This window comes from Mesorhizobium sp. RCAM 06353, assembly GCF_059683585.1.
This window is the reverse complement of record NZ_CM185031.1, coordinates 3,236,546-3,257,991: the sequence shown is the minus strand read 5'-3', so window position 1 is coordinate 3,257,991 and position 21,446 is coordinate 3,236,546. Positions and strand designations below refer to the sequence as shown.

Below are 21,446 nucleotides of genomic sequence, written 5' to 3'. Positions count from 1 at the left end.
GATGGCGCCTTCGCCGGAACAGAACCCTTCCGGATCGCGCCAACCGGCGAATCGCCTCGCATCGATACAGCGGCCGCCGGGGAACGATGTTGCCGGCAAACTGTTCTAATCCTTGCCGGAGGATTCCATGAACGATGCGTCGGCGACGCCCGCGGGTCCCGTCCTTTCATCGACGGAGCGTGTGAACACGCTGTCGCATTTCCACCGCGCCGAGATCGCGCGCATGGCCGGCTGGCGTGATCGGCTCGACAGGACGACCAACTGGGCGATCACCGTGGTGGCGGCAATGCTCTCGGTGTCGCTGTCGACGGCCAGCGCGCATCATGGCGTGTTGCTGTTCGCCATGCTGTTGATCCTGCTGCTGCTGTGGATCGAGGCACGCCGCTACCGCTTCTTCGACTTCTACCGGGCGCGCGTGCGCCAGTTCGAGCGCCACTATTTCGCGCAGATCTTTTCCCCGCAGCCCGACTTTGCCTCGGATTGGCTGCTCATTGTCGGCGAAGGCCTGCGCGCTCCAAAATTCCTGCTGTCACAGCGTGTCGCCTTGGCGCGGCGCCTGCGCCGCAATTACATCTATCTCTTCCTCATTCTGCTGCTGGCATGGGTGCTGAAGATATCGACACCCAGCCTGCAAACCGTGGGTATCAGGACCGGGTTCGTCGGCTCGCTGCGCGAGGCGATCGACGGGGCCGCCCTTGGTCCGATTCCAGGCGTCGCGATCGTGGCGATCGTGGCCGCATTCTACGTCGGACTGCTCGCCATCGTCCTTTTTTCGGCGGGCGACGACGGCGAACTCGCGTTCGGCGACGTCCACGTCTGACCTCGATGATCGACTTGGAATTCGGGCAACCAGCGGCTGCAACGCAAATGCTGGCCGTGCGTTGTCATGATCAGTCCGCCGCGACGCTTGAGGGAACCCATGAACCGGCAATCGGCAACGACGTCAGGCCGTATCGCGGCCACTCTCGTGCTGGCTGCTCTTGTTCTGGCGCCGGCAAGCCGCGCCTTCGCCGCCCAGACGCCCGCGCACGCCTCGGGCATGGGCGGCTCGGCCGAAGGCCTGTTCGTCGCCGAGATCGTGCTTCTCCTCTTGGTTGGCCGCGGCCTCGGCGAAGTCTTCCAGCGCTACGGCCAGCCGGCGATCATGGGCCAGCTGATTGGCGGCATCCTGCTCGGCCCGTCGCTGTTCGGCTGGATATGGCCTGACGCGCAGCACCTGATCTTCTCCAGCGATCCGGCGCAAAAGGGCATGATCGATGCCGTGTCCCAGCTCGGCATCCTGCTGCTCCTGCTCTTGACCGGCATGGAGACGGACCTGCGCCTGGTGCGCCGTGTGGGGGCTGCCTGTTTTTCGATCTCGATCACCGGCGTCGTCGTACCCTTTGTCTGCGGCTTCGCGCTGTCACAGTTCCTGCCGGACTCCTTGCTGCCCGACCCGACGCAGCGCGTCGTCGCCGGACTGTTCCTCGGCACGGCGCTGTCGATTTCCTCGGTCAAGATCGTCGCCATGGTGGTGCGCGAGATGAACTTCATGCGCCGCAATCTCGGTCAGGTCATCATCTCCTCGGCGATCATCGAGGACACGATCGGCTGGCTGATCATCGCCGTCACCTTTGGCATCGCCACCAATGGCAGCCTGCAGGTTCTGCCGCTCATCACCACCGTGACCGAGGTGGCGCTGTTCATGGTGTTTTCCTTCACCATCGGCCGCCGCCTTGTCTTCACCCTGATCCGCTGGAGCAACGACTCTTTCCGCAGCGAATACGCTGTCATCACAGTCATCCTCATCATCATGGCCGTGATGGCCCTGATCACCAACCTGATCGGCGTCCACACGGTGCTCGGCGCCTTCGTCGCCGGCATTCTGGTCGGGGAATCGCCGATCCTGTCCGACCATATCGAGAGCCAACTGCGCGGCGTCATCACGGCACTGTTCATGCCGGTGTTCTTCGGCATGGCCGGCCTGTCCGCCGACCTCACCGTGCTCACCGACCCAACACTGGCATTGCTGACGCTGGCGCTGGTGGCCATTGCCAGCATCGGCAAGTTCGGCGGCGCCTTCCTCGGCGGCAGGATCGCCGGCATGTCGCTGAAGGAGGCAACCGCCGTCGGCAGCGCCATGAACGCGCGCGGGTCGACCGAGGTCATCGTCGCCAGCATCGGCCTGTCGATGAACATCCTGTCCCACAACCTGTTCACGATGATCGTCACTATGGCCGTCATCACCACGCTTGCCATGCCGCCGATGCTGCGTTGGGCACTTGGCCGCCTGCCTGTCAACGATACCGAGAAGCAGCGCGTCGACCGCGAACTGCTCGACGAGCGCGGCTTCATCTCGAAGCTGGAACGGCTGCTGCTGTTGGTCGACGACGGTCCGGTCGGCAAGTTCACTGCCTATCTGGCAGGGCTGGTCGGCGGCGGCAGCGGCATGCCGACGACGCTTCTCCACCTCGAGGGCGGGGAACTGCCCGTCGCTACCCGCGATAAGGGTCCGGAGCGGACCTCGCAACAGGTCAAGAAGGGGGCGGCCAGAAGCGCCAGGGCCGTCAGCAAGGCCGAGGATACGCCCGTCGACAAGGTCCACCTTACCGCCCGCACCGAGATCGAGGCTACCGCCGAGACGATCGCCACGGAAGCCCGCAAGGGATACGGCCTCTTGCTGGTTGGGCTAGAGAATGCGCTGACCGACAATGCCACGTTCAGCGGCACGCTGAACGATATCACCAGTGGTTTCGACGGCCCGCTGTGCCTGGTGCTGAACGGTGCCAAATCCACCGGCAAGATGCCGGTGCTGCGCGCCGGAACCATCATACTGGTTCCCGTCAACGGCACAGCGGTCGCGCGCCGCGCCGCCGATTTCGCTCTGGCGCTGGCGCGGCCGCATAGGGCGCGCGTCAAGGTTCTCTATGTCTCGCAGGCGAGGCAAGGCAGCCAGCCGGGCTCGGTCTCGCATCGCCGCGAGGAAGCCGTATTGAAGGAAGTCGCCGATCTCGCCGACCGCTATGGCGTAGCTGTCGACACTGCGATCCGCACCCGCGCCACACCGGACAGGGCGATCGCCAGAGAGGCGGCCAAGGGCGTCACGATGGTGGTGATGGGCGTCACGCAACGCCCGGGCGAAGAGCTGTTCTTTGGCGACACCGCTACGGCTGTACTTGCTGCCGTCGCCTGTCCGGTGGTGCTTCTGGCCAGCGAACGCGTCAAGCGGGCCGAAGCCGGCGCCGAGGAGGCAACAGCCGAAATCAGTGCCTGATGCCTTCGGCTCAGGTGTCGGAACCTATATGCCGAAGAACTGCCTGCCGATCATGTAGCCCAGCGCCGCCACGACGAGTGGAAACAGCGCCGGCGCGGCCTTGCTGAAGAAGGAAGCTTTTGTGTCCTTGGGCGGCATATAGCGTGCGTTGCCGAGATTCTTGGTCATTGCGTACCCCGCGCCAAACCAATCAGTTTCGCGCATGCCGTTGTTCCAAAACCGCTGCGCAGTTTCGGTCGACATGCATTAGAAGCCGCTTATCAACAGCATGGCCGAATTAACGGCTTGCAAAGAAATTCGATCGAATAGCCGACCATTGCGTGGCCAAGCCCGGTATCCAGGGGAAAATTCTCGAGCATCGGGAACCGATCGGCCAGTCCCGGGTTTTGAACGTCGGGGCATGCATGATCACAATCTCATTGAATGCGGGAAAGTTCGGCAGCGCGCGGGTGGCGCGAAGCCCATTTGGGTTGTGCCGGCCGACGGTCCGTCGGGGGCGCACGGCGCCTGAGACATTAGCGGCGGCCAGACGAAACTCGAACAAACGCCGACCGATCCACGAGACGCCATGCCAGCAACCACTGCGATAGAAGATCGTCGTCATGCCTTCCTCGCCGGCGGCGGAGAGCTCGGCTGCCTGATAGCGGCGTTCGACTGGGCCTCGACCTCGATCGGGCCGATCGAGGTCTGGCCGCAGAGCCTGAAGACGGCGATCTCGCTGATCCTGCGCTCCAATGTGCCGATCGTCATGCTGTGGGGTGAGGACGGCGTCATGATCTACAATGACGGCTATTCGGAATTCGCCGGCGGCCGCCATCCGCAATTGCTCGGCTCGAAAGTGCGCGAAGGCTGGCCGGAGGTCGCCGACTTCAACGACAACATCATGAAGGTCTGCCTGGGTGGCGGCACGCTTGCCTATCGCGAGCAGGTGCTGACGCTGAACCGCACCGGCAAACCCGAACAGGTGTGGCTCGATCTCGACTATTCGCCGGTGCTCGACGAAAGCGGCGAACCGGCCGGCGTCATCGCCATCGTCATCGAAACGACCGCCAAGGTCGCCGCCGAGCGCTGGCGCGTCAGCGAGCGGGACCGCCAGCGCCAGATGTTCGAACAGGCGCCGGGCTTCATGGCCGTGATGTCCGGCCCGCAGCATGTGTTCGAGCTGACCAATGCCGCCTACATGCAACTGGTCGGCCACCGCGATGTGATCGGCTTGCCGGTCCGCCAGGCCTTGCCCGAAGTCGAAGGTCAAGGCTTCTTCGAACTGCTCGACCATGTGTTCACCTCCGGTGAGGCATTCATCGGCTACGCCCTGAAGGCGGAGTTGCAGCGAACGCCCGGCGCACCGACGGAAGAGCGTTTCATCGACCTCGTCTACCAGCCGGTGCGCAATCCCATGGGCGAAGTGTTCGGCATCTTCGTCCAGGGTGTCGACGTCACCGACCGCCTGCTTGCCGAACAGGCGCTGCGCCAGAGCGAGATGCAGTTCCGCACCTTCGCCGAGGCGATGCCCAACCACGTCTGGACGGCGGCGCCGGACGGGCTGCTCGACTGGTTCAACCCGCGCGTCTACGATTATTCCGGTTCCAAGCCAGGCGCGCTTGACGGTGTTGGCTGGGCCGACATCGTGCATCCCGACGACATCGTCGCGGCCTCGGAAAAGTGGCAACAAACAGCCGCCGCCGGCACATTCTACGAGACCGAGTTCCGGCTGCGCCGGCATGACGGCATCTATCGCTGGTTCATTGCGCGCGCCGTCCCGATCCGCGATGCCGATGGCGTCATCCTGCGCTGGATCGGCACCAACACCGATATCGACGACCAGAAGCAGGTGGCGCAGGCCCTGCTGCAGAGCGAGCGCCGCTTGCAGCTGTCGCAGAGTGCAGCCGGCATTGCGGCCCTCGAACTCGACATCGCCAGCGGAATCGTGGTCGGATCCGAGGGTTTTTGGGGTCTCTGGGGGCTGTCGCCGCGCGACAGCGTGCACATCAGTGTGCTGGAAGACATCGTCATTCCCGACGACAAGGATATCCGCTCCAACCAGGAAACGCGTGAAAATGGCACCGCCGTGCCTGCCGTGGAATACCGCATCCGGCGGCCCGATACGGGCGAATTGCGCTGGCTGTCGCGCCACATCGATTTCGTCCATGACGAGACCGGCAAGCCGGTCAAAATGTTCGGCGTCATGCAGGACGTCACCGACCGGCGCGAGGCGCAGGCGCGGCAGGAACTGCTGACCCACGAGCTCGAACATCGCATCAAGAACATACTGGCGATGGTTGCGGCCATCGCTTCTCAAACCTTGCGCAACACCGACATCGCCACCGCGAGCGCCACCTTCAACGAGCGTCTGCGGGCGCTCGCCAACGCGCACGACATCCTGAACAAGACCCGCTGGACCAGCGCTTCGATCCGCGAGGTGGTCGACAACACCATCGCCACCTTCCCGCTCGAACAGATTTCGATTTCCGGCCCGGCGCTGCCGATCAATCCCAAGATGGCGCTGACGCTGGCGCTCGCCGTCAACGAACTGGCCACCAACGCGCTGAAATACGGCGCCCTGTCGACAGGGGAAGGCAAGGTGTCGATCGAATGGTCGCTGCAGCCATCGGCCGAGGCATCAGGCGAAAAGCGGCTGTTCTGGCGCTGGCGCGAAAGCGGCGGCCCACCGGTAACGCCGCCCAGCCGGCGCGGCTTCGGCCGCTTCCTGATCGAACGCGTCTTCGGCACCGATTTCGGCGGCACGGTGCAGATCGACTACCACCCCGACGGCGTCGAATGCGTGCTGAACGCACCGGCACCCCAATTGCCGACAGCACCTTACTGACTACATAGGGCGTGCCATGACCACTCAGAGCCTCGTCACCGTCCTTGTCGTCGAAGACGAAGCGTTCCTGTTATTCGCCATCGCCGACGAGCTGCGCGAGGCGGGATACCACGTGCTTGAGGCGAGCAATGCCGACCAGGCGATCCGTATTCTGGAGGCCCGTCAGGACATCACCATCCTGTTCACCGACATCGACATGCCGGGTTCGATGGATGGCCTGCGCCTGTCCGCCGCCGTGCGCGACCGCTGGCCGCCGGTCAAGATCATCATCACCTCGGGCAAGCGCCAGCCGGCGGCGGACGCCATGCCGAGCGGCGGCGTCTTCCTGCCCAAGCCCTACGCCCCGCAAGCCGTTGCGGCCACCATCCAGGGTCTGCTCGACTAAGCTCTCACTTATCGCTGTTCTCGAACGCCCCGATCCCTTGCGCAATGAGGTTGGTGGCCATCACCAGCGAGATGATCGCGGCTGAATTGAACACCACCACCCACCATTTGCCGCCGGTCAAGAAGCCATAGCCGTCGGCGATCGCCAAGCCCCAGTCGGCCGATGGCGGCTGGATGCCAAGGCCGAGGAAGCTCAGCGTCGCGATCGAGAAGAAGGCATAGCCGAGCCGCGTGATGAGCTCAATCAGGATGGTTTCCCGGACATTGGGCAGGATCTCCAGGAACATGATCGCCAGCCGGCCCTCGCCGGCGAGCCGGGCAGCGCTGACATAGTCGCGCTCGCGCTGTTCGCGCGCGGCGGTGCGCACGGTGCGCGCCACCAGCGGCGCATAGGCAAGGCCGATCACCAGGATGACGGTGAGGTTGGAGGGGCCGATCGCCACCAGCGCCATCGTCACCAGCACGATGAAGGGCAGCGACATGACGGCATCGAGCAGCCGCGCGCCGACGGCGTCGACCAGGCCGCCGAAGGTACCGAGCACCAGGCCGATGACGCTGCCGGCCGTGACACCCGCCAGCGTCGCCAGCGGCGCCACCAGCAGGATGTCGCGCGAGCCGACGACGATGCGCGAAAGCACGTCGCGCCCCAATTGATCTGTGCCGAACCAGTGCACCGCGTCGGGCGCCGTCATCATCGAGAGGAAATCCTCGGCATAAGGGTCGAACGGCGCGAATTGCGCGCCGAACACCGCGCAGGCGACCCAGAACAGCAGCACCACTGAGCCGATCACGGTCGACGGCGCCACGTCGGGCAGAAGACCACGCAACCGGCCGAGCCAGGAGAGCCTGATGTCGCCGCGCACGGGAGACTGGACGAGATCGGTCATGGCGCGTTGCGCCGGCGCTGGCGCGGATCGAGCAGTGCCTGCAGCAGATCGCCGATCGCCGCTGTCGAGACGAAAATCGCAGCCATCACCAGCACACCGGCCTCCAGCATCGGAAAGTCGCGTGCCTTGGCGGCACTCAGCACCAGATTACCGAGCCCCTGGATGCCGAACAGCGCCTCGATCACCACCAGGCCGCCGAGCAGGAAGCCGCTCTGGGTGGCGATGACCGCCACCGTCGGCACCAGCGCGTTGCGCAGCACATGCTTGAACAACACCTGCGCGGGGCTGAGGCCCTTGAGGATGGCGGTGCGCGTATAGTCCGCGCCGCGCGCCTCGATCACCCCTGCCCTGGTCATGCGCGCGACATAGCCGATTAGGTTCAGCACCAGCGGCAGCGCCGGCAGGATGAGGTGATAGCTGCTCGTCCAGAAACCGGCTCCATCCGGCGCCGCCCCCGAGATCGGAAACCAGGCCAGCCACAGGCCGAAGACCATCAGCAACAAAAGGCCGGAGACGAAGTCCGGCACGATCGAGAGCGAGACACCGGTCAGCACGATCAGCCTGTCGGCAAGGCTGCCCGAGCGCAGGCCCGCGACGACGCCGGCGCCGATGCCGATCGGCACCAGGAAAAGCAGCACGACGCCGGCCAGTGCGGCAGAATTCTTGATGCTCGACAGGACGAACGGCGCCACCGGCGCGCGCATCGACAGCGAGTCGCCGAAGTCACCCGTGATCGCCCGGCTGAACCAGTGCCAATACTGGGCAAGGATCGGCTGGTCGGTGCCGAGCTTGCGGTTGAGTTCGGCGACCGCCTGCGCATCGGCGAACGGGCCAAGCATGACGCGGCCGACATCGCCGGGCAGCACCTGCCCGGCGAGGAAGACCAGCGCGCTGACCAGCCACAGCGTCAGCAGCAGCGAACCCGCGCGTGCCGCCAGAGGCCGGACGATCGCGATCGAGGCGATGCCGCTCAAACGAACGACACTTTGTCGAGCAGCAGATGCGAGATCGCGGTGAAGCGCACGCCTTCGACCTTCGAGGAAACGATGCGGCTGTACTGCGAGAAATAGCTGATGATCAGCGGCGTCTCGTCGAGCAGCAGCGTCTGGATCTTGCCGGCGGCAAGGCGCTGCGCCTGCAGGTCACGCGCCTTGCCGTACTCGATGAGCAGCGCGTCATAGTCGGGGTTTTTGAAATGCGCCGCGTTCCAGGCGCCCGAGCTCTTCAGCGTCGCGTTGAGGAAGATGTCGGGCGTGCCTCGATGGCCGAAATCGGTGATGCCGAGATTGGAGTCCAGCCATGGTGAGCTGCCGAATGTCGCCGAGCCGTAATAGGCATCCTGCGGGAGCACGTTGAGCTTGATGTCGATGCCGGCCTTCTTGGCGAAGTTCTGGATGATCACGGCATAGTCGGGAATGTCGTAGGCGCGCTCGGTGGTCAGCGTCACCTCGAAGCCGTTGGGCACGCCGGCCTCGCCAAGCAGCCGCTTGGCCTCGGCAATGTCCTGCTTGCGCTGCGGCACCGCCGGATCGGCCGAGGGGAAGATCGGCGCGAACGGCGTGTCGTTGCCGACGATGGCGCGGCCCTTGAGCAGGCCCTTGACCACGGCCTCGCGGTCGATGGTCAGCGCCAGCGCGCGGCGGACGCGCTTGTCGGTGAACGGCGCCTGGTCGGTTCGCAGGTGCGCCGGATCATGCGAACTGGCCTGCACGCTGAGCAGCTTGAAATTGGGATTGCCTTCGATCGCCAGTTCCAGCCGCGTCGTGCTGGGGATGACGTCGAGCTGGCCGGCCTGCAGCGCCAGCACCTGCGCCTGCTCGTCGTCGAAGAACTTGATCTCGACGCGGTCGGGCAGCGCCTTGTCGCCCCAATAGTCCGGGTTGCGCACGAAGCTGGCGCCTTGCTTGGGACGGAAGGACTCCAGCTTGAACGGGCCTGTGCCGTTGAAAGTCTTCTCGAAATCGCCGGCATAGTCGGCCGGCACGATGACGGCGTTGTAGACGTCGGAGGAAACGTAGAACGGAAAATTGCTGTTCGACTGGTCGAGATCGAAGGCGACCGTCTCGTCGTCGACGACCTTGGCGCCGCCCTTGGAGAGAATGCCCTTGTAGGCCGACAGAGCCGACGAGCCGCTGGCCGGATCGACCAGCCGTTCGAAGCTCGCCACCACGTCCTTGGCGGTCACGCTGCGGCCATCGTGGAACTTCACGCCAGGCCGCAGCTTGAACGTCCAGCGCTTGGCCGTCTCGTCGGCTTCCCAGGACAGCGCAAGCTTCGGCTGCAACCCGTCCTTGGGATCGTCGAGGATCAGATATTCGCCGACCTGGCTGATGACGCCGATGCTGGCCGGATCGGTGATGGTGACGGGATCGATCGCCTTGGTCGGCTGGCCGAGACCGACACGGACAGTGCCACCGGCAGTCGCCGCACGCGCGCCTGATGTAAACAGCCCCTGCGAGGCGGCAAAGCCGGTGAGGCCGAGAAGTGCGGCGTATTTCAAGAGGTCGCGGCGCTTGAGGAAACCCTGCGCATATTCGTCGACCGCGACATTCCAGATGTCGCCGGACTGGCTGCGCAGCAAATCGATGTCGGAACGTTTCGTCATTGTGTGCCTCTTGTAAATTCTGGTGAAAATGAAGATCGGAGAAAAAGCCGCCGTCAGGCCGGCTGGCCGTCGAGATGGATGCGGTCGACCGCTTGCGGATAGAAGGCGATCAGGCCTTTGATCCTAGGCATTTCGTCGATCGGGTCGCGGTAGCTCCAGGCGATGTCGGGCCGGATCGAACCGTCTTTCAAAAGACCCGACCAGTACGAGGCGATCCCCTTGTAGGGACATCGCGTCGTCGAATTGGACGCCGTCAGCCGCTCCAGACGGACATCCTCCGCAGGCAGGTAGAACCGCGTCGGCAGATGGGTTTCGAACAACAGCACCGGGCGCTGGCTGTCGGCGATGATGTCGCCGTCGAACCAGACCTGCACATGGCTCGAACTCTGCAGCACATCGATGCGCGCATAGGGATCGCGGGCGTGGACGAAGACTTCCTCTTCCTCCTCGAACCACTGGTCGACCGCCTTCCAGGTGAAGGCGATGCGGCCGGCGAGCGGCGCCAGATTTTCATCCGGGGGTGATGTGAACGACCACGCCGCATTGGCGGCGCGCCTGTCGCCGCTGTCGATGTCCCAATAGGCGGTCTCGCCGCCAACCGTGTGCGGCTCGCGATGCAGCGAGGGTTTCAGCACCGACGGATCGACCGCGGATGGCGGGAAGAAATAGACCGGCAGGAAGTGGTTGGAGCGCAGCACCAGCACGTTGCGGCTGTCGGCAATGGTGCGGCCGCCAAACTTGACACGGATGCGCTTGGGGCTGTGCAGGACATTGACGAGACGTGGAGCGGTGGCTTCGCGGGGTTGAAGGTTTGGCGCGGCGGTCATGGCGATCCCCTCAGGACACGGCGCGCGAATTGGCGCGCTGCTCGGCGAAACGGTTGGCGGGGCGGGCAAGGCCAAAACGGTCGCGCAATGTGCCCGGCGCATATTCGGTCGGGACCAGGCCGCGCCGCTGCAGTTCGGGCACCACCTGCTCGGCGAAATTCACCCAATCCTCGGGCAACAGCGGGAACATCAGGTTGAAGCCGTCGGCCGCGCCCGCGACGAACCAGTCTTCGAGCTGGTCGGCGATCTGCTTCGGCGTGCCGGCAACCGTCGGCACCGAGCCGCTGTTGGCAAGCTTGCGGGCAATGTCGCGCAGGCTGAGATTCTGCTTCGACCATTGCTTGACGCGGTTGAGCGAGGTGCGGCCGCCATTGAAGGTGCTCTCGTCCGGCAGCGGCGGCAGCGGCCCGTCAGGCGGATAGGCCGAAAGATCGATGCCGCTCCAGCTCGACAGAAGGTCGATGCCGACCTGATCGGGAAGCAGGCTCTGCAGATACTCCTGCTTGTCGCGGCCTTCGGCTTCGGAGGCGGCAACGATCGGCAAGATGCCTGGCAGGATCTTGAAGCTCTCCGGCCGCCGGCCATGGCGGGCCAGCCGCTCATTGATGTCCTGGCGGTATTTGATGCCGTCTTCCCTGGTGCTGTAGATGGCGAAATGCGCATCCGCCTGGGCGGTGGCGAAATTCTTGCCGTCCTCCGACGAGCCGGCCTGGACGATCAGCGGATGGCCCTGCGGTGGCCGCGACACGTTGAGCGGCCCGCGCACCTTGAAATGCTTGCCCTTGTGGTCGATCGGATGGACCTTGTCGGGGTCGGCGAAATAGCCCGTCTCCTTGTTGATGAGCAGCGACTCGTCTTCCCAGCTGTCCCACAGCGCCTTGACGATATCGAGGAATTCGCCGGCCCGCTCATAGCGGAAGGCATGTTCGATGTTGCCGTCGCGGCCGAAATTGCGTGCCTCCTCATCCATCGCCGAGGTGACGACGTTCCACGACGCCCTGCCCTTGCTGATATGATCGAGCGAGGCGAACATGCGCGCGACATTGTAGGGCTCGCTGTAGGAGCTCGACGCCGTGGTGATCAGGCCGATATGCTTGGTCACGCTGGCCAGCGCCGACAACAGCGTCAGCGGTTCGAGGCGGGCATTGGCGTAATGCGCGACGCCGCTCTTGACCGAATCCCAGATCGACACGTGGTCGGCGACGAAGATGGTGTCGATCCTGGCCCGTTCCGCCGCTTGCACCAGCTCGCGATAATAGTCGAAATCGAGCACCTCGCGGCCCGGCGCGCGCGGATGGCGCCATGACATGCGGTGGTCGCCCTGCGGGTTGAAGAAGAACGCGCTGAGGATCATGTGCGACATCTAAGTTCCTTCCTTTGCACGCGGAAAACCACCGGCGCGGCGGCGTGTAGCCGTGCCCCGAAAATCGTCCTGTTCTCGAAAGTTAGATTGCGCTGAAACTTAATTCGAGTAATTTTATAGAGATTGTTCCCTACCAAAGCGGAAGCGATTGCCCCTGATCGCCGCGCGCGCAGAAAGTGGTTTCCGGTCCTCCCATGTCTTCGGTTCTAAACGTCGAGCACCTCTCCGTTTCCTATCGCGGAGCTAGGCACATCCATCGCGCGGTCGATGACATATCCCTGAGGATCGGCCAGGGCGAAGCGCTCGGTCTGGTTGGCGAATCCGGTTCGGGCAAGAGCTCGGTGGCGCTGGCGGTGCTGCGCTATCTGCCAAAGCATGCCCGCGTCGAAGCTTCGCAACTGGCGTTCGAAAACCGCGAGATCCGAGACCTCTCCACCAACGAACTGCGCCGGCTGCGCGGCGACCGCATCGCCGCCGTCTATCAGCATCCGGGCTCGGCGCTGAACCCGAGCATGACCATTGGCGGACAGATCACCGAGACCATCCTGCGCCACCGCCCGATGCATCACGAAGAAGCGCTTGGCCGCGCGGCCCAGCTGCTCGGCCGCGTCCGCGTCGCCAATCCGGAGCGGGTGCTGCAGCTTTATCCGCACGAGCTTTCGGGCGGCATGCAGCAACGCGCCAACATCGCTATTGCCATCGCGCTCGACCCGTCGCTGCTGGTGATGGACGAACCGACCACGGCGCTCGACGCCAGCGTGCAGTCCGAGATCATCGCCATCCTCGACGATTTGCGCCGCGAGCACCGCACCAGCATCCTGCTGATCAGCCACGACATCAACCTGATCCGCCGCTCCTGCGACCGGGTTTCGGTGATGCAGGCGGGCTCGATTGTCGAAACCGGAGCCGCAGGGGAAGTGTTCGACAATCCGCGTCACGCCTATACACGGGCGCTGGTCGCGGCCATTCCAACGCTTAACCGCACCAAGCGCGACGGCAGGCTGGCCGAGGATGCGAGCCCCATCGACCTCGCTTCGGACGCGCCCGCCGGGGAAAGCGAGGACACCGCCCTGCCGGCACCGCAACGCGAAATCGCCGTCTCGTGCCGGGGCATCAAGCAGTCCTTCGGCGGCCAGCCGGTGCTGCACGGCATCGACCTCGACATCGCCAGCGGCGAGACTTTTGGCCTGATCGGCGAGTCCGGTTCCGGCAAGTCGACGCTGGCCCGCATCGTCACCGGACTGCAGCCGCCGACGGCGGGCACCGTCGAACTGTTCGGTAGGACCGTGGCGCCGCTGGTCGAACGGCGCCAGGCGAGCGAGCGGCGCGATGTGCAGATGGTGTTCCAGTCGCCCGACCGCACGCTCAACCCACGCCAGCGCATCAGCCACATCCTTGGCCGTCCGCTGCGCCGGCTGGCCGGCCTGCCCCGCCGGGCGGTGCCGCAGCGCGTCGGCGATCTGCTCGCCTCGGTCCGCCTCGCCCGCAGCACGGCGGAACAGAAGCCCGGCACGCTCTCCGGCGGCCAGCGCCAACGCACGGCCATCGCACGCGCCTTCGCCGGCCTGCCGAGGCTCGTCGTGCTGGACGAGCCGACCTCGGCGCTCGATGTCTCGGTGCAGGCGACGGTGCTCAACCTGCTCAACGATTTGCAGAAGAGCAAGGACACCGCCTACCTCTTCATCAGCCATGATCTGCGGGTCGTGCGCTACATGGCCGACCGGATCGGCGTGCTCTATCGCGGCCGCCTGGTCGAGACCGGCTCCTCCGACCAGATCTTCGCCGGCCCCAACCATCCCTACACGCAGATGCTGCTGGCGGCGTCCTCCAACGATGGGCAGGCCGCGACCCTGGCCGAAGCCCAAGTCGCCATCGAAGCTGCTCCCGGCGGCTGCGCCTTCGCCGGCCGTTGCCCCTTGGCTGACGCCGGCTGCCTCAAGGCCGAACCGGTGGCCACGGAGGTTGCATCAGGCCATTTCATCGCCTGCTGGAAACGCGCCGGCTGAGCGAGCCGTCCCGCCGGCACGACATTCCAGCCTATCTGCCGTTGCGGCAGAGATAATTATCATGTTAAGTTCCTGCCGACCGCAAACCCGCGACAAGACGGGAAGGCTTGTTTGGAGGAGGAAACACATGCACGCCCATCATGTCAGCATCGCCGATGGCGAGGCTTTCCTGTCGACATCACGCCTTTTGTTCGGCCCGATCACGCAGCGCTTCCCGCGCGGCACGGTGCCGTCGATCCCGCAACTTGTGTCGGTCAATCTCGGCGCCTGCCGGCTGTCCGAGATCAAGGCCAATTCGCATCTGGTGCTCAACGACCGGCTGTTCTGGCGCAGCTTCGACCCCGACGCGATAAAAATCCTGATGCAGCTCTCGGGCCGCAGCCGCTTCGAGCAGCAGCAAATCGCCGTCGACCTCGGCCCGCAATCGGCAATCATCTATGACCCGGTGCGCAGCTACTCCTTGCAGAACCTCAGCGATGTCGACCAGCTCATCCTGCAGGTGCCGCGCTCGACCTTCGGCGATGACACGCTCGCCCGGCTCTCGGCGCCCCTGCCGCTGCCCGGCAACGGCGACAGCCTGACCCACATCGTCTCCGGCCTGATGCAGATGGCGATCGGCGAGGCGCACAGACTGGACGAGGCCGGCAGCCGGCGCGTCGGCGACAGCCTAGTCCAGCTCGTCAACGGCCTGATCCAGGCCAAGCCCATGGCGCCCGAATTCCGCCGCTCGCCGCTCGAAGCCCTGCGCGAGCGCATCGTCGCCTATATCGACGCCAACCTGGCGCGCAGCAGCCTGTCGGCGGAAGACATCGCCCGCCACATGGGTTGCTCGCGCCGCTATCTGCACCGCGCCTTCGAAGGCGAAGGCGCGACGCTCGAACGCTTCGTCTGGGACCGCCGCCTGGAGCGCAGCAAGGAAGAGCTGCTGTCCCCCGCCCGCGCCTCGGCCTCGATCTCCGAAATCGCGTTCGCCTGCGGCTTCAACTCGAGCGCGCATTTTTCCCGCGCCTTCAAGAGCCGGTACGATGTGGCGCCGCGCGAGTTGCGCGAGCGGCTGCGGGCGGTGGTGCATTAGGGGCGAAAATCGACTGTCGTGGATGGCCGGGGTTGACCAGCCGGACGATCTGTTTCTCGAAGGATAGTACATCAGGCGTAGGACTTTTCCCTAGGTGTTGGCGGTACACGGGGCTAACGTGGGGCCATTGGGAGGTGGGCGATGCCAAACGTCTCGATCCGCCGGGCGGACTTCATGATGGTCCTCGCCTATGCTTCGGACCTTGCCACCGGCCATTCTCGTGATTTCGCGCTGAAATCCTGCGTGCTTGCGATGCGGATCGCCGATCTTGCGGGATTTTCAGAACAAGATCGGCGCAACGCCTACCACCAGTCGATGCTCCGCTATGTCGGTTGCAACGCGGATACGGACCTGCTGTCCGCCGCCTTTGGCGACGAAATCGCGCTCCGTCAGGATCTTGTCGGTCTCGACATGGGCAACCGTGCGGAGCTGGGCAGGGTCTTCGTGCAGGCCTTCAAGCGGCTCTACTACGATCTCGATCCTGACGCGCAGGCCAAGGCGATCGAGGCCGCGATGTCACAGGCGCTTGCTGTGGCCCGCCCAGTGCTCACCGCGCATTGCGAGGTCGCACAGCGGATCGGCGAGCGGCTGGGCCTGCCTGGGGAGGTGCGACGCAATCTTGGACAGATTTACGAACGTTGGGACGGCAAGGGCCTGCCGCGTGGGTTGAGCGGCGAGGATGTTTTGCCAGCCGTGCGCCTGATCACACTGGCGCAGGATGCCATTGCGCTCAGCGATGCCGCTGGTATCGAAGGAATGGCCGAAATCATCGCCAGCCGCGCCGACGGCCCATACGAGGCGGAACTGGCCCGGCTCGTCTCGGCCAACGCGCCGACGCTGATGCAGGGAATCGGCGCGACGGTGGACCGCGAGACGATCCTGGCGCTCGAGCCCGAACCGCCGGCGACGCTGGACGAGGCCGCCTGTGACGAGGCGTTCCTCGCCATCGCCGACATGATCGACATGCGCATGCCGTTTACGTACGGCCATTCGCGGATGGTGGCGGAACTGGCCGAGGGTGCGGGGGAACGGATGGGGCTGCCAGCCCCTGAGGTCCGCGCGCTGCGCTGGTCGGGCTGCATCCATGACATCGGCGAACTCGTGGTGCCGGTGGCGACCTGGATGCGCAACGGTCCGCTGTCGGTGCGCGAACGCGACGCGGCGCGATTGCACGCTTATTACGGCGAGCGGGCGCTGGCCTCGTTCGGTCGCCAGGGCGAGCCGATGGCAGCGCTCGTCCTGCGCCATCACGAACGCCTGGACGGCTCCGGGTATCACCGCAAGGTCGGCGGCTCCGACCTGTCCCCGGCGGCGAGGATCCTGGCCGCTGCCGAAGCGTTCCAGACGTCGCGAGAGGAACGTCCTCACCGCAGGGCGCTGTCCAGCGAGGCGGCTGCGATGCAGTTGCGCGCCGCCATCCGTGAGGGCTGTATCTGCCCCGACGCCGCCGAGGCCGTGCTATCCTTCGCCGGGCAGCCGTCGCGCCGGGCGCCGCCTCGGCCCCTGGCCGGAATGACGCCACGTGAGATCGAGGTGCTGCGCCTGATCGCCGCCGGGCTTACGGCGAAGGAAACGGCTCGGAAGCTGGATATCTCGCCCAAGACCGCGGATCATCACATCCAGAGCGTCTATTCCAAGATCGGCGTGGCCACCCGCGCCGCCGCGGCACTCTACGCGGTCGAGCATGGCCTTGTCCGGCCGGGCGAAAAGCAGGCATAGGGAATCCACCCCATGTGCGCCCGCTCCGGAGCGCGCATCGTGATCCTGTCGACGGACCAATGATGGCCGCGACCGACAGGAGGAAAATCAAATGCTTCTCGCAACGACCAAGGTGGCGGACGTTGACCGCTTCATCCACATCTTTTCGACCAAGGGCGCCGACAAGCGCCGGCTGCACGGCTCGAACGGTGCAACCGTGTTCCGCGACCCCAGCGAGCCCGACCGCATCTGGGCGATCTTCGACTGGGACGCCGAGGGCTGGAAGAACTTCGTGTCGGACCCCGAAGTTCCGGCGATCCTGCAGGAAGCCGGCCACATGGGCAAGCCGCAGGCGGCGATGCTGCTCGGCCACTACGAAGCCTGACGTGCGCCGCGCGCCGCCTGCTACCGGCAGCCGCGCGCTCCACGCCCCCAAGATCGGAGAAATGAAATGGACCCGAAACCCATCAAGATCGGCCTTGTCGCCGAACTCACCGGCGCGTTGTCCTTCATGGGCATCGCCAACGCAAACCTCACGACCATGCTCGTCGACGACATCAACGCCAGGGGTGGCCTTCTGGGCCGGCCGGTGAAGGTCGTCATCGAGGACGGCGAGACCACGGACAGCGTCGCCAAGACAAGGACCGCGAAACTGATAGACGTCGACAAGGTCGACCTGGTCGTCGGCGGCATCTACAGCTCGACCCGCCAGGCCATCAAGAGCGAGGCCGTCGTGCGCGGCAGGACGCTCTACATCTACACCGAACAGTATGAGGGACAGGAAAACGATCCCCTGATCTTCTGCACGGGCCCTGTGCCCGCGCAGCAGGTCGAGCCCCTGATCCCATGGCTGATGAAGAGCACCGGGGCGAAAAAATTCTACCTGCCGTCGGCCGACTACATCTGGCCCCATTTGCTGAACAAGGCGGCGAGCCGGGTGGTGCGCGCCAATGGCGGCGAGATCGTCGGCGAGGAGTATTTCCCGCTCGATACCGTCGATTTCCGGAGAACGGTGCGGCAGATCATGGCGAGCGGCACCGACGTGGTGTTCAACACCATCGTCCCGCCCGGCCTGACGCCGTTTCTCGAAGAACTGCACAGTGCCGGCTTCGGCAAACGCGGCGGCAAGATCATCTGCACCTACTTCGACGAGAACTTCTTCAATCTCGTGCCTTCCGAGCAGATCGAAGGCCTCTACAGCTGCCTCGACTACTATCAGGAACTCGAGGACCCGTTTGGCCGTGCACTCTTGCGTCGCTACCAGGACCGTTTCCCCGGCAGCGCGATGTTGACCGCGGGCAGCGGCTGCACCGGCCACTACCGGGCGATCAAGATGTGGGAAGCGGCGGTGAACGAGGCCGGTACGATCGAGCAGGACGCGGTCATCCGGGCGCTCGATCACGCCCGGATCAGCGAGGGCCCGGGTGGCCCGGCCGAAATGGTCCCCGGCCAGCACCACGTTCGCATGAACATGTACATCGCGCAGGCGCGGGATGGTCGATTCCGGGTCGTCAAGAACCTGGGTCCGATCGATCCTGACGAACGAGTGCTTACCAGCGAACTTCAACTGAGCGGCGCGCACTGAGCTGGTGGAGACGATCGCGTTCTTCCAAGTGGCGAGGCGGTGAGGATATCGCCCGCCACATGGGCTGCTCCCCCGCCAAGAACGGCTACGCCGGCAGCGACGGCTCGGTGTTGACCTCAAGCGCCTCTTCCGCCTCGTGATCGTCCGGAAGCGTATCGCCGTGCACATCAAGCGGCCGGCCGATCCAGACCGGGTCGACCAGATGGTCGCGCTTGGGGTTGGTGGTGTTCGGGTGGATGAGGATGCTCAGGCCGCCATGGTTCAGCATCAGCCACGGAACCAGCGTGCCGAAAATCTCGTTGGCGAAGGAGACCTGGTACATGGGCTGGTCATGCGGGCCGACCTGTTTGTCGTGCCAATTGCCCAGGCGCACGCGGAACCGCTCGCCGATGCGAAGCCGCAGCCACTCGGCATGCTGCCGCTCGGTTTGCCCGTCGAAATAGATATGGGCGTGATAGCTGGCAATCTCCGCCAGCGGCCGTGGTCTGTCTTCACTCATCTCGATGCCCTCCCCGCAACGTGTCCGGCCATTGAGCCCAAGAACGCGGTCTTAAGCAAGGCCACCCAACCATCCAGAGGGTTGCGCTCCTGCCGCGATGACCAGCAATGGCCGCGCCCATATTAGCTCGCGATATTGTGTATGGCTGCCATTTGAGACTTCCCTTATCAACGACACAGCTTTTGCATGCCTCCCGGACAGCCCCGTCCGGGAAGAAATGTGTTTGACGCGTCAACTGGGAGGGAAGTCGACAGGCACCGCCATTGATCCGCCGGAAGGCTGGCCATTCGTGCCTGAGGACGAGAGCGTGCGGCGCCCAAGACGCGCTGGACGGGCGGCGTCCATCATCTCTGCAATCAACGCGGACCACTGAGCGGGGCTGGTCGAATGTCGTTCTTTGTCTTTGCACTCATCTTCGCATTCATTCTCTGGCGGCAGCTGGGCAAGAACCGGCGCCCGGAACAAGCCGTTCAGCCAGAAACCGGCCGCCCGGCTTCGCCGCTGGCCGCCTTCACCGACGATGACAAGGTCGAAGACATCGCTGTCGATGTCGCCGGGCTGGTCTCGAGCTTCCTTGGCCAGAACAGCAAGGACCTGATCGAGCAGGCCGTGGGCCGGGCCATCCAGGACACCAGGATCGGGACCGACCGCAAATCCGCCGAGACCATCGAGCCGATCGTGCGGGCCATCTCATCCGCCCGAACAGCACAGCAGCCGCGTGAAAAACAGCGGACAAGATACCTGCTCGACGGCGATGGCGGCTACCGCCAGCGCAGCGACCGCACCGCCCGGCTGCAGCAACAATTCGGCGGCAAGGGCCTCTGTTCGCCGCGCCAATCAGGGCCGGCGAAAGCGCGACAGACAAATCGCTGAGGCGGAGCCAGCCAGCTCCGCTCAGCCGCAAGTCAACAGGCATCGGGCACGCGCTGGGCGTGCCGGTACATCAGGAGGGGAATTCGACATGGCAATCACCAGACAGGTCATCACGTCGCTGCAGCGCGACGGCACGGACGCGCTAGGCACCAGGACCGTGGCGATGAAGATCGTCGACGAGAGCATCGTCTCGGGCTCGTTGCTGACGGTGGAAAGCAACCATTTCTGCATCCTGAAGTCGCGCGGCGCGGTGCTCAACGTCTACGAGACCGGCCAATACGCGCTGCAGACGCCGGACAAGCCGCTGGTCGGATCGGTCGTGCAAGGCTTCTTCGGCGGCTCCTCGCCCTGGGTCTACGAGGTCATCTACATCAACCGGTCCAAGCTGCTGGTCCGCAACGAGGGTATCGCCACCTCAGCCGAGATGGCGGAGATGTCCTATGTCGTCGACTACTACATCCACATCGACAGCAAGGAAGAGGCGCTCGATCTCATCACCCACATGCCGTTCGCCGGTGCCGTGATCGACACCAAGGAAATCGCCGACTATGCCGGCCCGGCCATCGAGCAGGCGATCAACCAGATCATCCAGGTCACCAAGATGGAGAACATCAACGAGCGCATCAGCGATGTGCGCGAGGCGGTGAAGCTGCACCTCACCGATTTCCTGAAGGTCTACGGCATCATGCTGAACGACCTCAAGGTGCTGATCACGCCGCGCGACGAACGCATGCGCGAACTGATCTCGCTGCAGGCGATCGGCCTGAGCCCGATCGAGGCGGTGCGCTATTATCTGGCGCTGCGCATGGCCGACAAGGGCCCGGTGTCGGCGCCCAACGCAGCCGCCGGCGTGCCCTTCAACATCGGCGGCCAGCCGACCGGCTTCTATCCCCTGGGCGACGAGGTGGGCGCGACAAGATGAGCCGCTTCTACGAGGCCGGGCCGCTCGCAAAAGTCGGGATCAACCTGTTCTACGGCTACGGCTACAATTTCTACCGCCAGGAAAACCAGCTTCGCGCCGACGACCAGCGCGTGCGCGAGATGGCCTGCTCGCTGCTCGGCCGCGCCCGGGCAGCCGTCGACGAGGCAGAGGCCCGCTACCGCCGCGAGAACATCCAGCCACCGACGCGGGCCAATCCGTTCCCCGATGCGGCCGTCGTCGCCAACGCCCAGGCGCTCGAGCGCCTGGGCCGCGAGGTCGGCGCGCTCGAAGGCCTGATCCGCCACCAGCCGGTGCCGGAAAACGACCGCATGACCCAGCGCTACCGCCAGGAAGCGGCCACGCTCGCGGCCCTGGCGGAGAAGGATGCGGTGCTGGTCGGCCAGGCGGAGTTGCTACGCTCGATGCTCGAAGGTGTCGCGGGGGATGCGATCTTGGCGGGTAGGCGCGAGATCGAGGTGGGCATTGCGGCGATCACGGCGACGTTGCGGGAGAGGCAGACGTTTTTGCTGTGAGGTGAGCGATGAACGCGACAGGCGGCTCGCCCATCCTCCCTTCCGCCGGCCCGCCGGGATGAGCCGCCTCCACGAACCGCTCGCCGGCTTCGCCAAGGCTTTCGGGCCC

19 protein-coding genes are annotated in these 21,446 nt (G+C 64.9%); 12 read left to right on the top strand and 7 right to left on the bottom strand.

Annotated features, from left to right (window positions below; all coding sequences use genetic code 11):
• Positions 1-127 precede the first annotated feature (127 nt).
• Together AC56QX_RS15500 and AC56QX_RS15495 are read left to right on the top strand one after the other, a co-directional pair.
• The gene (locus tag AC56QX_RS15500; protein WP_497117124.1) at positions 128-820 is read left to right on the top strand and encodes a DUF2270 domain-containing protein; all 693 of its coding nucleotides are present in this window, start codon (positions 128-130) and stop codon (positions 818-820) included.
• A 219-nt stretch (positions 821-1,039) separates the two neighbouring features.
• Positions 1,040-3,253 (top strand): cation:proton antiporter domain-containing protein, encoded by a 2,214-nt coding sequence (locus tag AC56QX_RS15495; protein WP_497117770.1) that lies wholly within the window; start codon positions 1,040-1,042, stop codon positions 3,251-3,253.
• Between the two features lie 24 nt (positions 3,254-3,277).
• Here AC56QX_RS15495 and AC56QX_RS15490 read toward each other — a convergent pair whose 3' ends face one another.
• Positions 3,278-3,496 carry a hypothetical protein gene (locus AC56QX_RS15490; protein ID WP_497117122.1) on the bottom strand — a complete coding sequence of 73 codons (219 nt, stop codon included), beginning with the start codon at positions 3,494-3,496 and terminating at the stop codon, positions 3,278-3,280.
• Positions 3,497-3,821: 325 nt separating this feature from the next.
• Between AC56QX_RS15490 and AC56QX_RS15485 the strand changes: the two genes are divergently transcribed.
• Entirely contained in the window at positions 3,822-6,080 is a 2,259-nt protein-coding gene (locus AC56QX_RS15485; protein ID WP_497117120.1) for a PAS domain S-box protein, read from the top strand.
• A gap of 16 nt (positions 6,081-6,096) precedes the next feature.
• Positions 6,097-6,465, top strand: coding sequence for a response regulator (locus AC56QX_RS15480; RefSeq protein ID WP_497117119.1), 369 nt, complete (start codon positions 6,097-6,099; stop codon positions 6,463-6,465).
• Positions 6,466-6,469: 4 nt separating this feature from the next.
• Here the strand turns inward: AC56QX_RS15480 and AC56QX_RS15475 are convergent, their stop codons facing one another.
• The 5 genes from AC56QX_RS15475 to AC56QX_RS15455 are packed head-to-tail and all read right to left on the bottom strand — an operon-like array spanning position 6,470 to position 12,146.
• Positions 6,470-7,351 carry an ABC transporter permease gene (locus tag AC56QX_RS15475; RefSeq protein ID WP_497117118.1) on the bottom strand — a complete coding sequence of 294 codons (882 nt, stop codon included), beginning with the start codon at positions 7,349-7,351 and terminating at the stop codon, positions 6,470-6,472.
• Positions 7,348-8,301, bottom strand: coding sequence for an ABC transporter permease (locus AC56QX_RS15470; RefSeq protein ID WP_497117769.1), 954 nt, complete (start codon positions 8,299-8,301; stop codon positions 7,348-7,350). Before AC56QX_RS15470 ends, AC56QX_RS15475 begins: the two co-directional genes overlap by 4 nt.
• Positions 8,302-8,321: 20 nt before the next feature.
• Positions 8,322-9,956 carry an ABC transporter substrate-binding protein gene (locus tag AC56QX_RS15465; RefSeq protein WP_497117116.1) on the bottom strand — a complete coding sequence of 545 codons (1,635 nt, stop codon included), beginning with the start codon at positions 9,954-9,956 and terminating at the stop codon, positions 8,322-8,324.
• 53 nt (positions 9,957-10,009) lie between these two features.
• Positions 10,010-10,783 (bottom strand): DUF427 domain-containing protein, encoded by a 774-nt coding sequence (locus tag AC56QX_RS15460; RefSeq protein ID WP_497117114.1) that lies wholly within the window; start codon positions 10,781-10,783, stop codon positions 10,010-10,012.
• A 10-nt stretch (positions 10,784-10,793) separates the two neighbouring features.
• Complete coding sequence (locus AC56QX_RS15455) at positions 10,794-12,146, bottom strand: LLM class flavin-dependent oxidoreductase (RefSeq protein ID WP_497117112.1); 1,353 nt, start codon at positions 12,144-12,146, stop codon at positions 10,794-10,796.
• Between the two features lie 194 nt (positions 12,147-12,340).
• Between AC56QX_RS15455 and AC56QX_RS15450 the strand changes: the two genes are divergently transcribed.
• The 5 genes from AC56QX_RS15450 (at position 12,341) to AC56QX_RS15430 (ending at position 18,510) form a co-directional block, all read left to right on the top strand.
• Complete coding sequence (locus AC56QX_RS15450) at positions 12,341-14,152, top strand: dipeptide ABC transporter ATP-binding protein (RefSeq protein WP_497117110.1); 1,812 nt, start codon at positions 12,341-12,343, stop codon at positions 14,150-14,152.
• A 127-nt stretch (positions 14,153-14,279) separates the two neighbouring features.
• The gene (locus tag AC56QX_RS15445; RefSeq protein WP_497117109.1) at positions 14,280-15,227 is read left to right on the top strand and encodes a helix-turn-helix domain-containing protein; all 948 of its coding nucleotides are present in this window, start codon (positions 14,280-14,282) and stop codon (positions 15,225-15,227) included.
• A 174-nt stretch (positions 15,228-15,401) separates the two neighbouring features.
• Positions 15,402-16,946 (top strand): HD domain-containing phosphohydrolase, encoded by a 1,545-nt coding sequence (locus AC56QX_RS15440; protein WP_497117107.1) that lies wholly within the window; start codon positions 15,402-15,404, stop codon positions 16,944-16,946.
• A 91-nt stretch (positions 16,947-17,037) separates the two neighbouring features.
• On the top strand, positions 17,038-17,310 hold the full coding sequence (locus AC56QX_RS15435; RefSeq protein ID WP_497117106.1) for a hypothetical protein: 273 nt from the start codon (positions 17,038-17,040) through the stop codon (positions 17,308-17,310).
• A gap of 66 nt (positions 17,311-17,376) precedes the next feature.
• On the top strand, positions 17,377-18,510 hold the full coding sequence (locus AC56QX_RS15430; protein ID WP_497117105.1) for a substrate-binding protein: 1,134 nt from the start codon (positions 17,377-17,379) through the stop codon (positions 18,508-18,510).
• Between the two features lie 85 nt (positions 18,511-18,595).
• Here AC56QX_RS15430 and AC56QX_RS15425 read toward each other — a convergent pair whose 3' ends face one another.
• Positions 18,596-19,009 (bottom strand): DOPA 4,5-dioxygenase family protein, encoded by a 414-nt coding sequence (locus tag AC56QX_RS15425; protein ID WP_497117104.1) that lies wholly within the window; start codon positions 19,007-19,009, stop codon positions 18,596-18,598.
• Between the two features lie 387 nt (positions 19,010-19,396).
• Between AC56QX_RS15425 and AC56QX_RS15420 the strand changes: the two genes are divergently transcribed.
• From AC56QX_RS15420 to AC56QX_RS15410, 3 genes are all read left to right on the top strand, one after another.
• Complete coding sequence (locus AC56QX_RS15420) at positions 19,397-19,882, top strand: hypothetical protein (RefSeq protein ID WP_497117102.1); 486 nt, start codon at positions 19,397-19,399, stop codon at positions 19,880-19,882.
• 88 nt (positions 19,883-19,970) lie between these two features.
• Entirely contained in the window at positions 19,971-20,804 is an 834-nt protein-coding gene (locus tag AC56QX_RS15415) for an SPFH domain-containing protein (protein ID WP_497117100.1), read from the top strand.
• Positions 20,801-21,337 carry a hypothetical protein gene (locus AC56QX_RS15410; protein WP_497117099.1) on the top strand — a complete coding sequence of 179 codons (537 nt, stop codon included), beginning with the start codon at positions 20,801-20,803 and terminating at the stop codon, positions 21,335-21,337. The genes AC56QX_RS15415 and AC56QX_RS15410 overlap by 4 nt, the downstream gene beginning before the upstream one ends.
• Positions 21,338-21,446: the final 109 nt, after the last annotated feature.

Coding starts and splice junctions, on each gene's coding strand:
- AC56QX_RS15490 (WP_497117122.1), bottom strand. CDS start 3,496: ATGTCGACCGAAACTGCGCAGCGGTTTTGGAACAACGGCATGCGCGAA.
- AC56QX_RS15415 (WP_497117100.1), top strand. CDS start 19,971: ATGGCAATCACCAGACAGGTCATCACGTCGCTGCAGCGCGACGGCACG.
- AC56QX_RS15460 (WP_497117114.1), bottom strand. CDS start 10,783: ATGACCGCCGCGCCAAACCTTCAACCCCGCGAAGCCACCGCTCCACGT.
- AC56QX_RS15430 (WP_497117105.1), top strand. CDS start 17,377: ATGGACCCGAAACCCATCAAGATCGGCCTTGTCGCCGAACTCACCGGC.
- AC56QX_RS15410 (WP_497117099.1), top strand. CDS start 20,801: ATGAGCCGCTTCTACGAGGCCGGGCCGCTCGCAAAAGTCGGGATCAAC.
- AC56QX_RS15475 (WP_497117118.1), bottom strand. CDS start 7,351: ATGACCGATCTCGTCCAGTCTCCCGTGCGCGGCGACATCAGGCTCTCC.
- AC56QX_RS15440 (WP_497117107.1), top strand. CDS start 15,402: ATGATGGTCCTCGCCTATGCTTCGGACCTTGCCACCGGCCATTCTCGT.
- AC56QX_RS15500 (WP_497117124.1), top strand. CDS start 128: ATGAACGATGCGTCGGCGACGCCCGCGGGTCCCGTCCTTTCATCGACG.
- AC56QX_RS15465 (WP_497117116.1), bottom strand. CDS start 9,956: ATGACGAAACGTTCCGACATCGATTTGCTGCGCAGCCAGTCCGGCGAC.
- AC56QX_RS15435 (WP_497117106.1), top strand. CDS start 17,038: ATGCTTCTCGCAACGACCAAGGTGGCGGACGTTGACCGCTTCATCCAC.
- AC56QX_RS15485 (WP_497117120.1), top strand. CDS start 3,822: ATGCCAGCAACCACTGCGATAGAAGATCGTCGTCATGCCTTCCTCGCC.
- AC56QX_RS15445 (WP_497117109.1), top strand. CDS start 14,280: ATGCACGCCCATCATGTCAGCATCGCCGATGGCGAGGCTTTCCTGTCG.
- AC56QX_RS15495 (WP_497117770.1), top strand. CDS start 1,040: ATGGGCGGCTCGGCCGAAGGCCTGTTCGTCGCCGAGATCGTGCTTCTC.
- AC56QX_RS15455 (WP_497117112.1), bottom strand. CDS start 12,146: ATGTCGCACATGATCCTCAGCGCGTTCTTCTTCAACCCGCAGGGCGAC.
- AC56QX_RS15420 (WP_497117102.1), top strand. CDS start 19,397: ATGTCGTTCTTTGTCTTTGCACTCATCTTCGCATTCATTCTCTGGCGG.
- AC56QX_RS15425 (WP_497117104.1), bottom strand. CDS start 19,009: ATGAGTGAAGACAGACCACGGCCGCTGGCGGAGATTGCCAGCTATCAC.
- AC56QX_RS15480 (WP_497117119.1), top strand. CDS start 6,097: ATGACCACTCAGAGCCTCGTCACCGTCCTTGTCGTCGAAGACGAAGCG.
- AC56QX_RS15450 (WP_497117110.1), top strand. CDS start 12,341: ATGTCTTCGGTTCTAAACGTCGAGCACCTCTCCGTTTCCTATCGCGGA.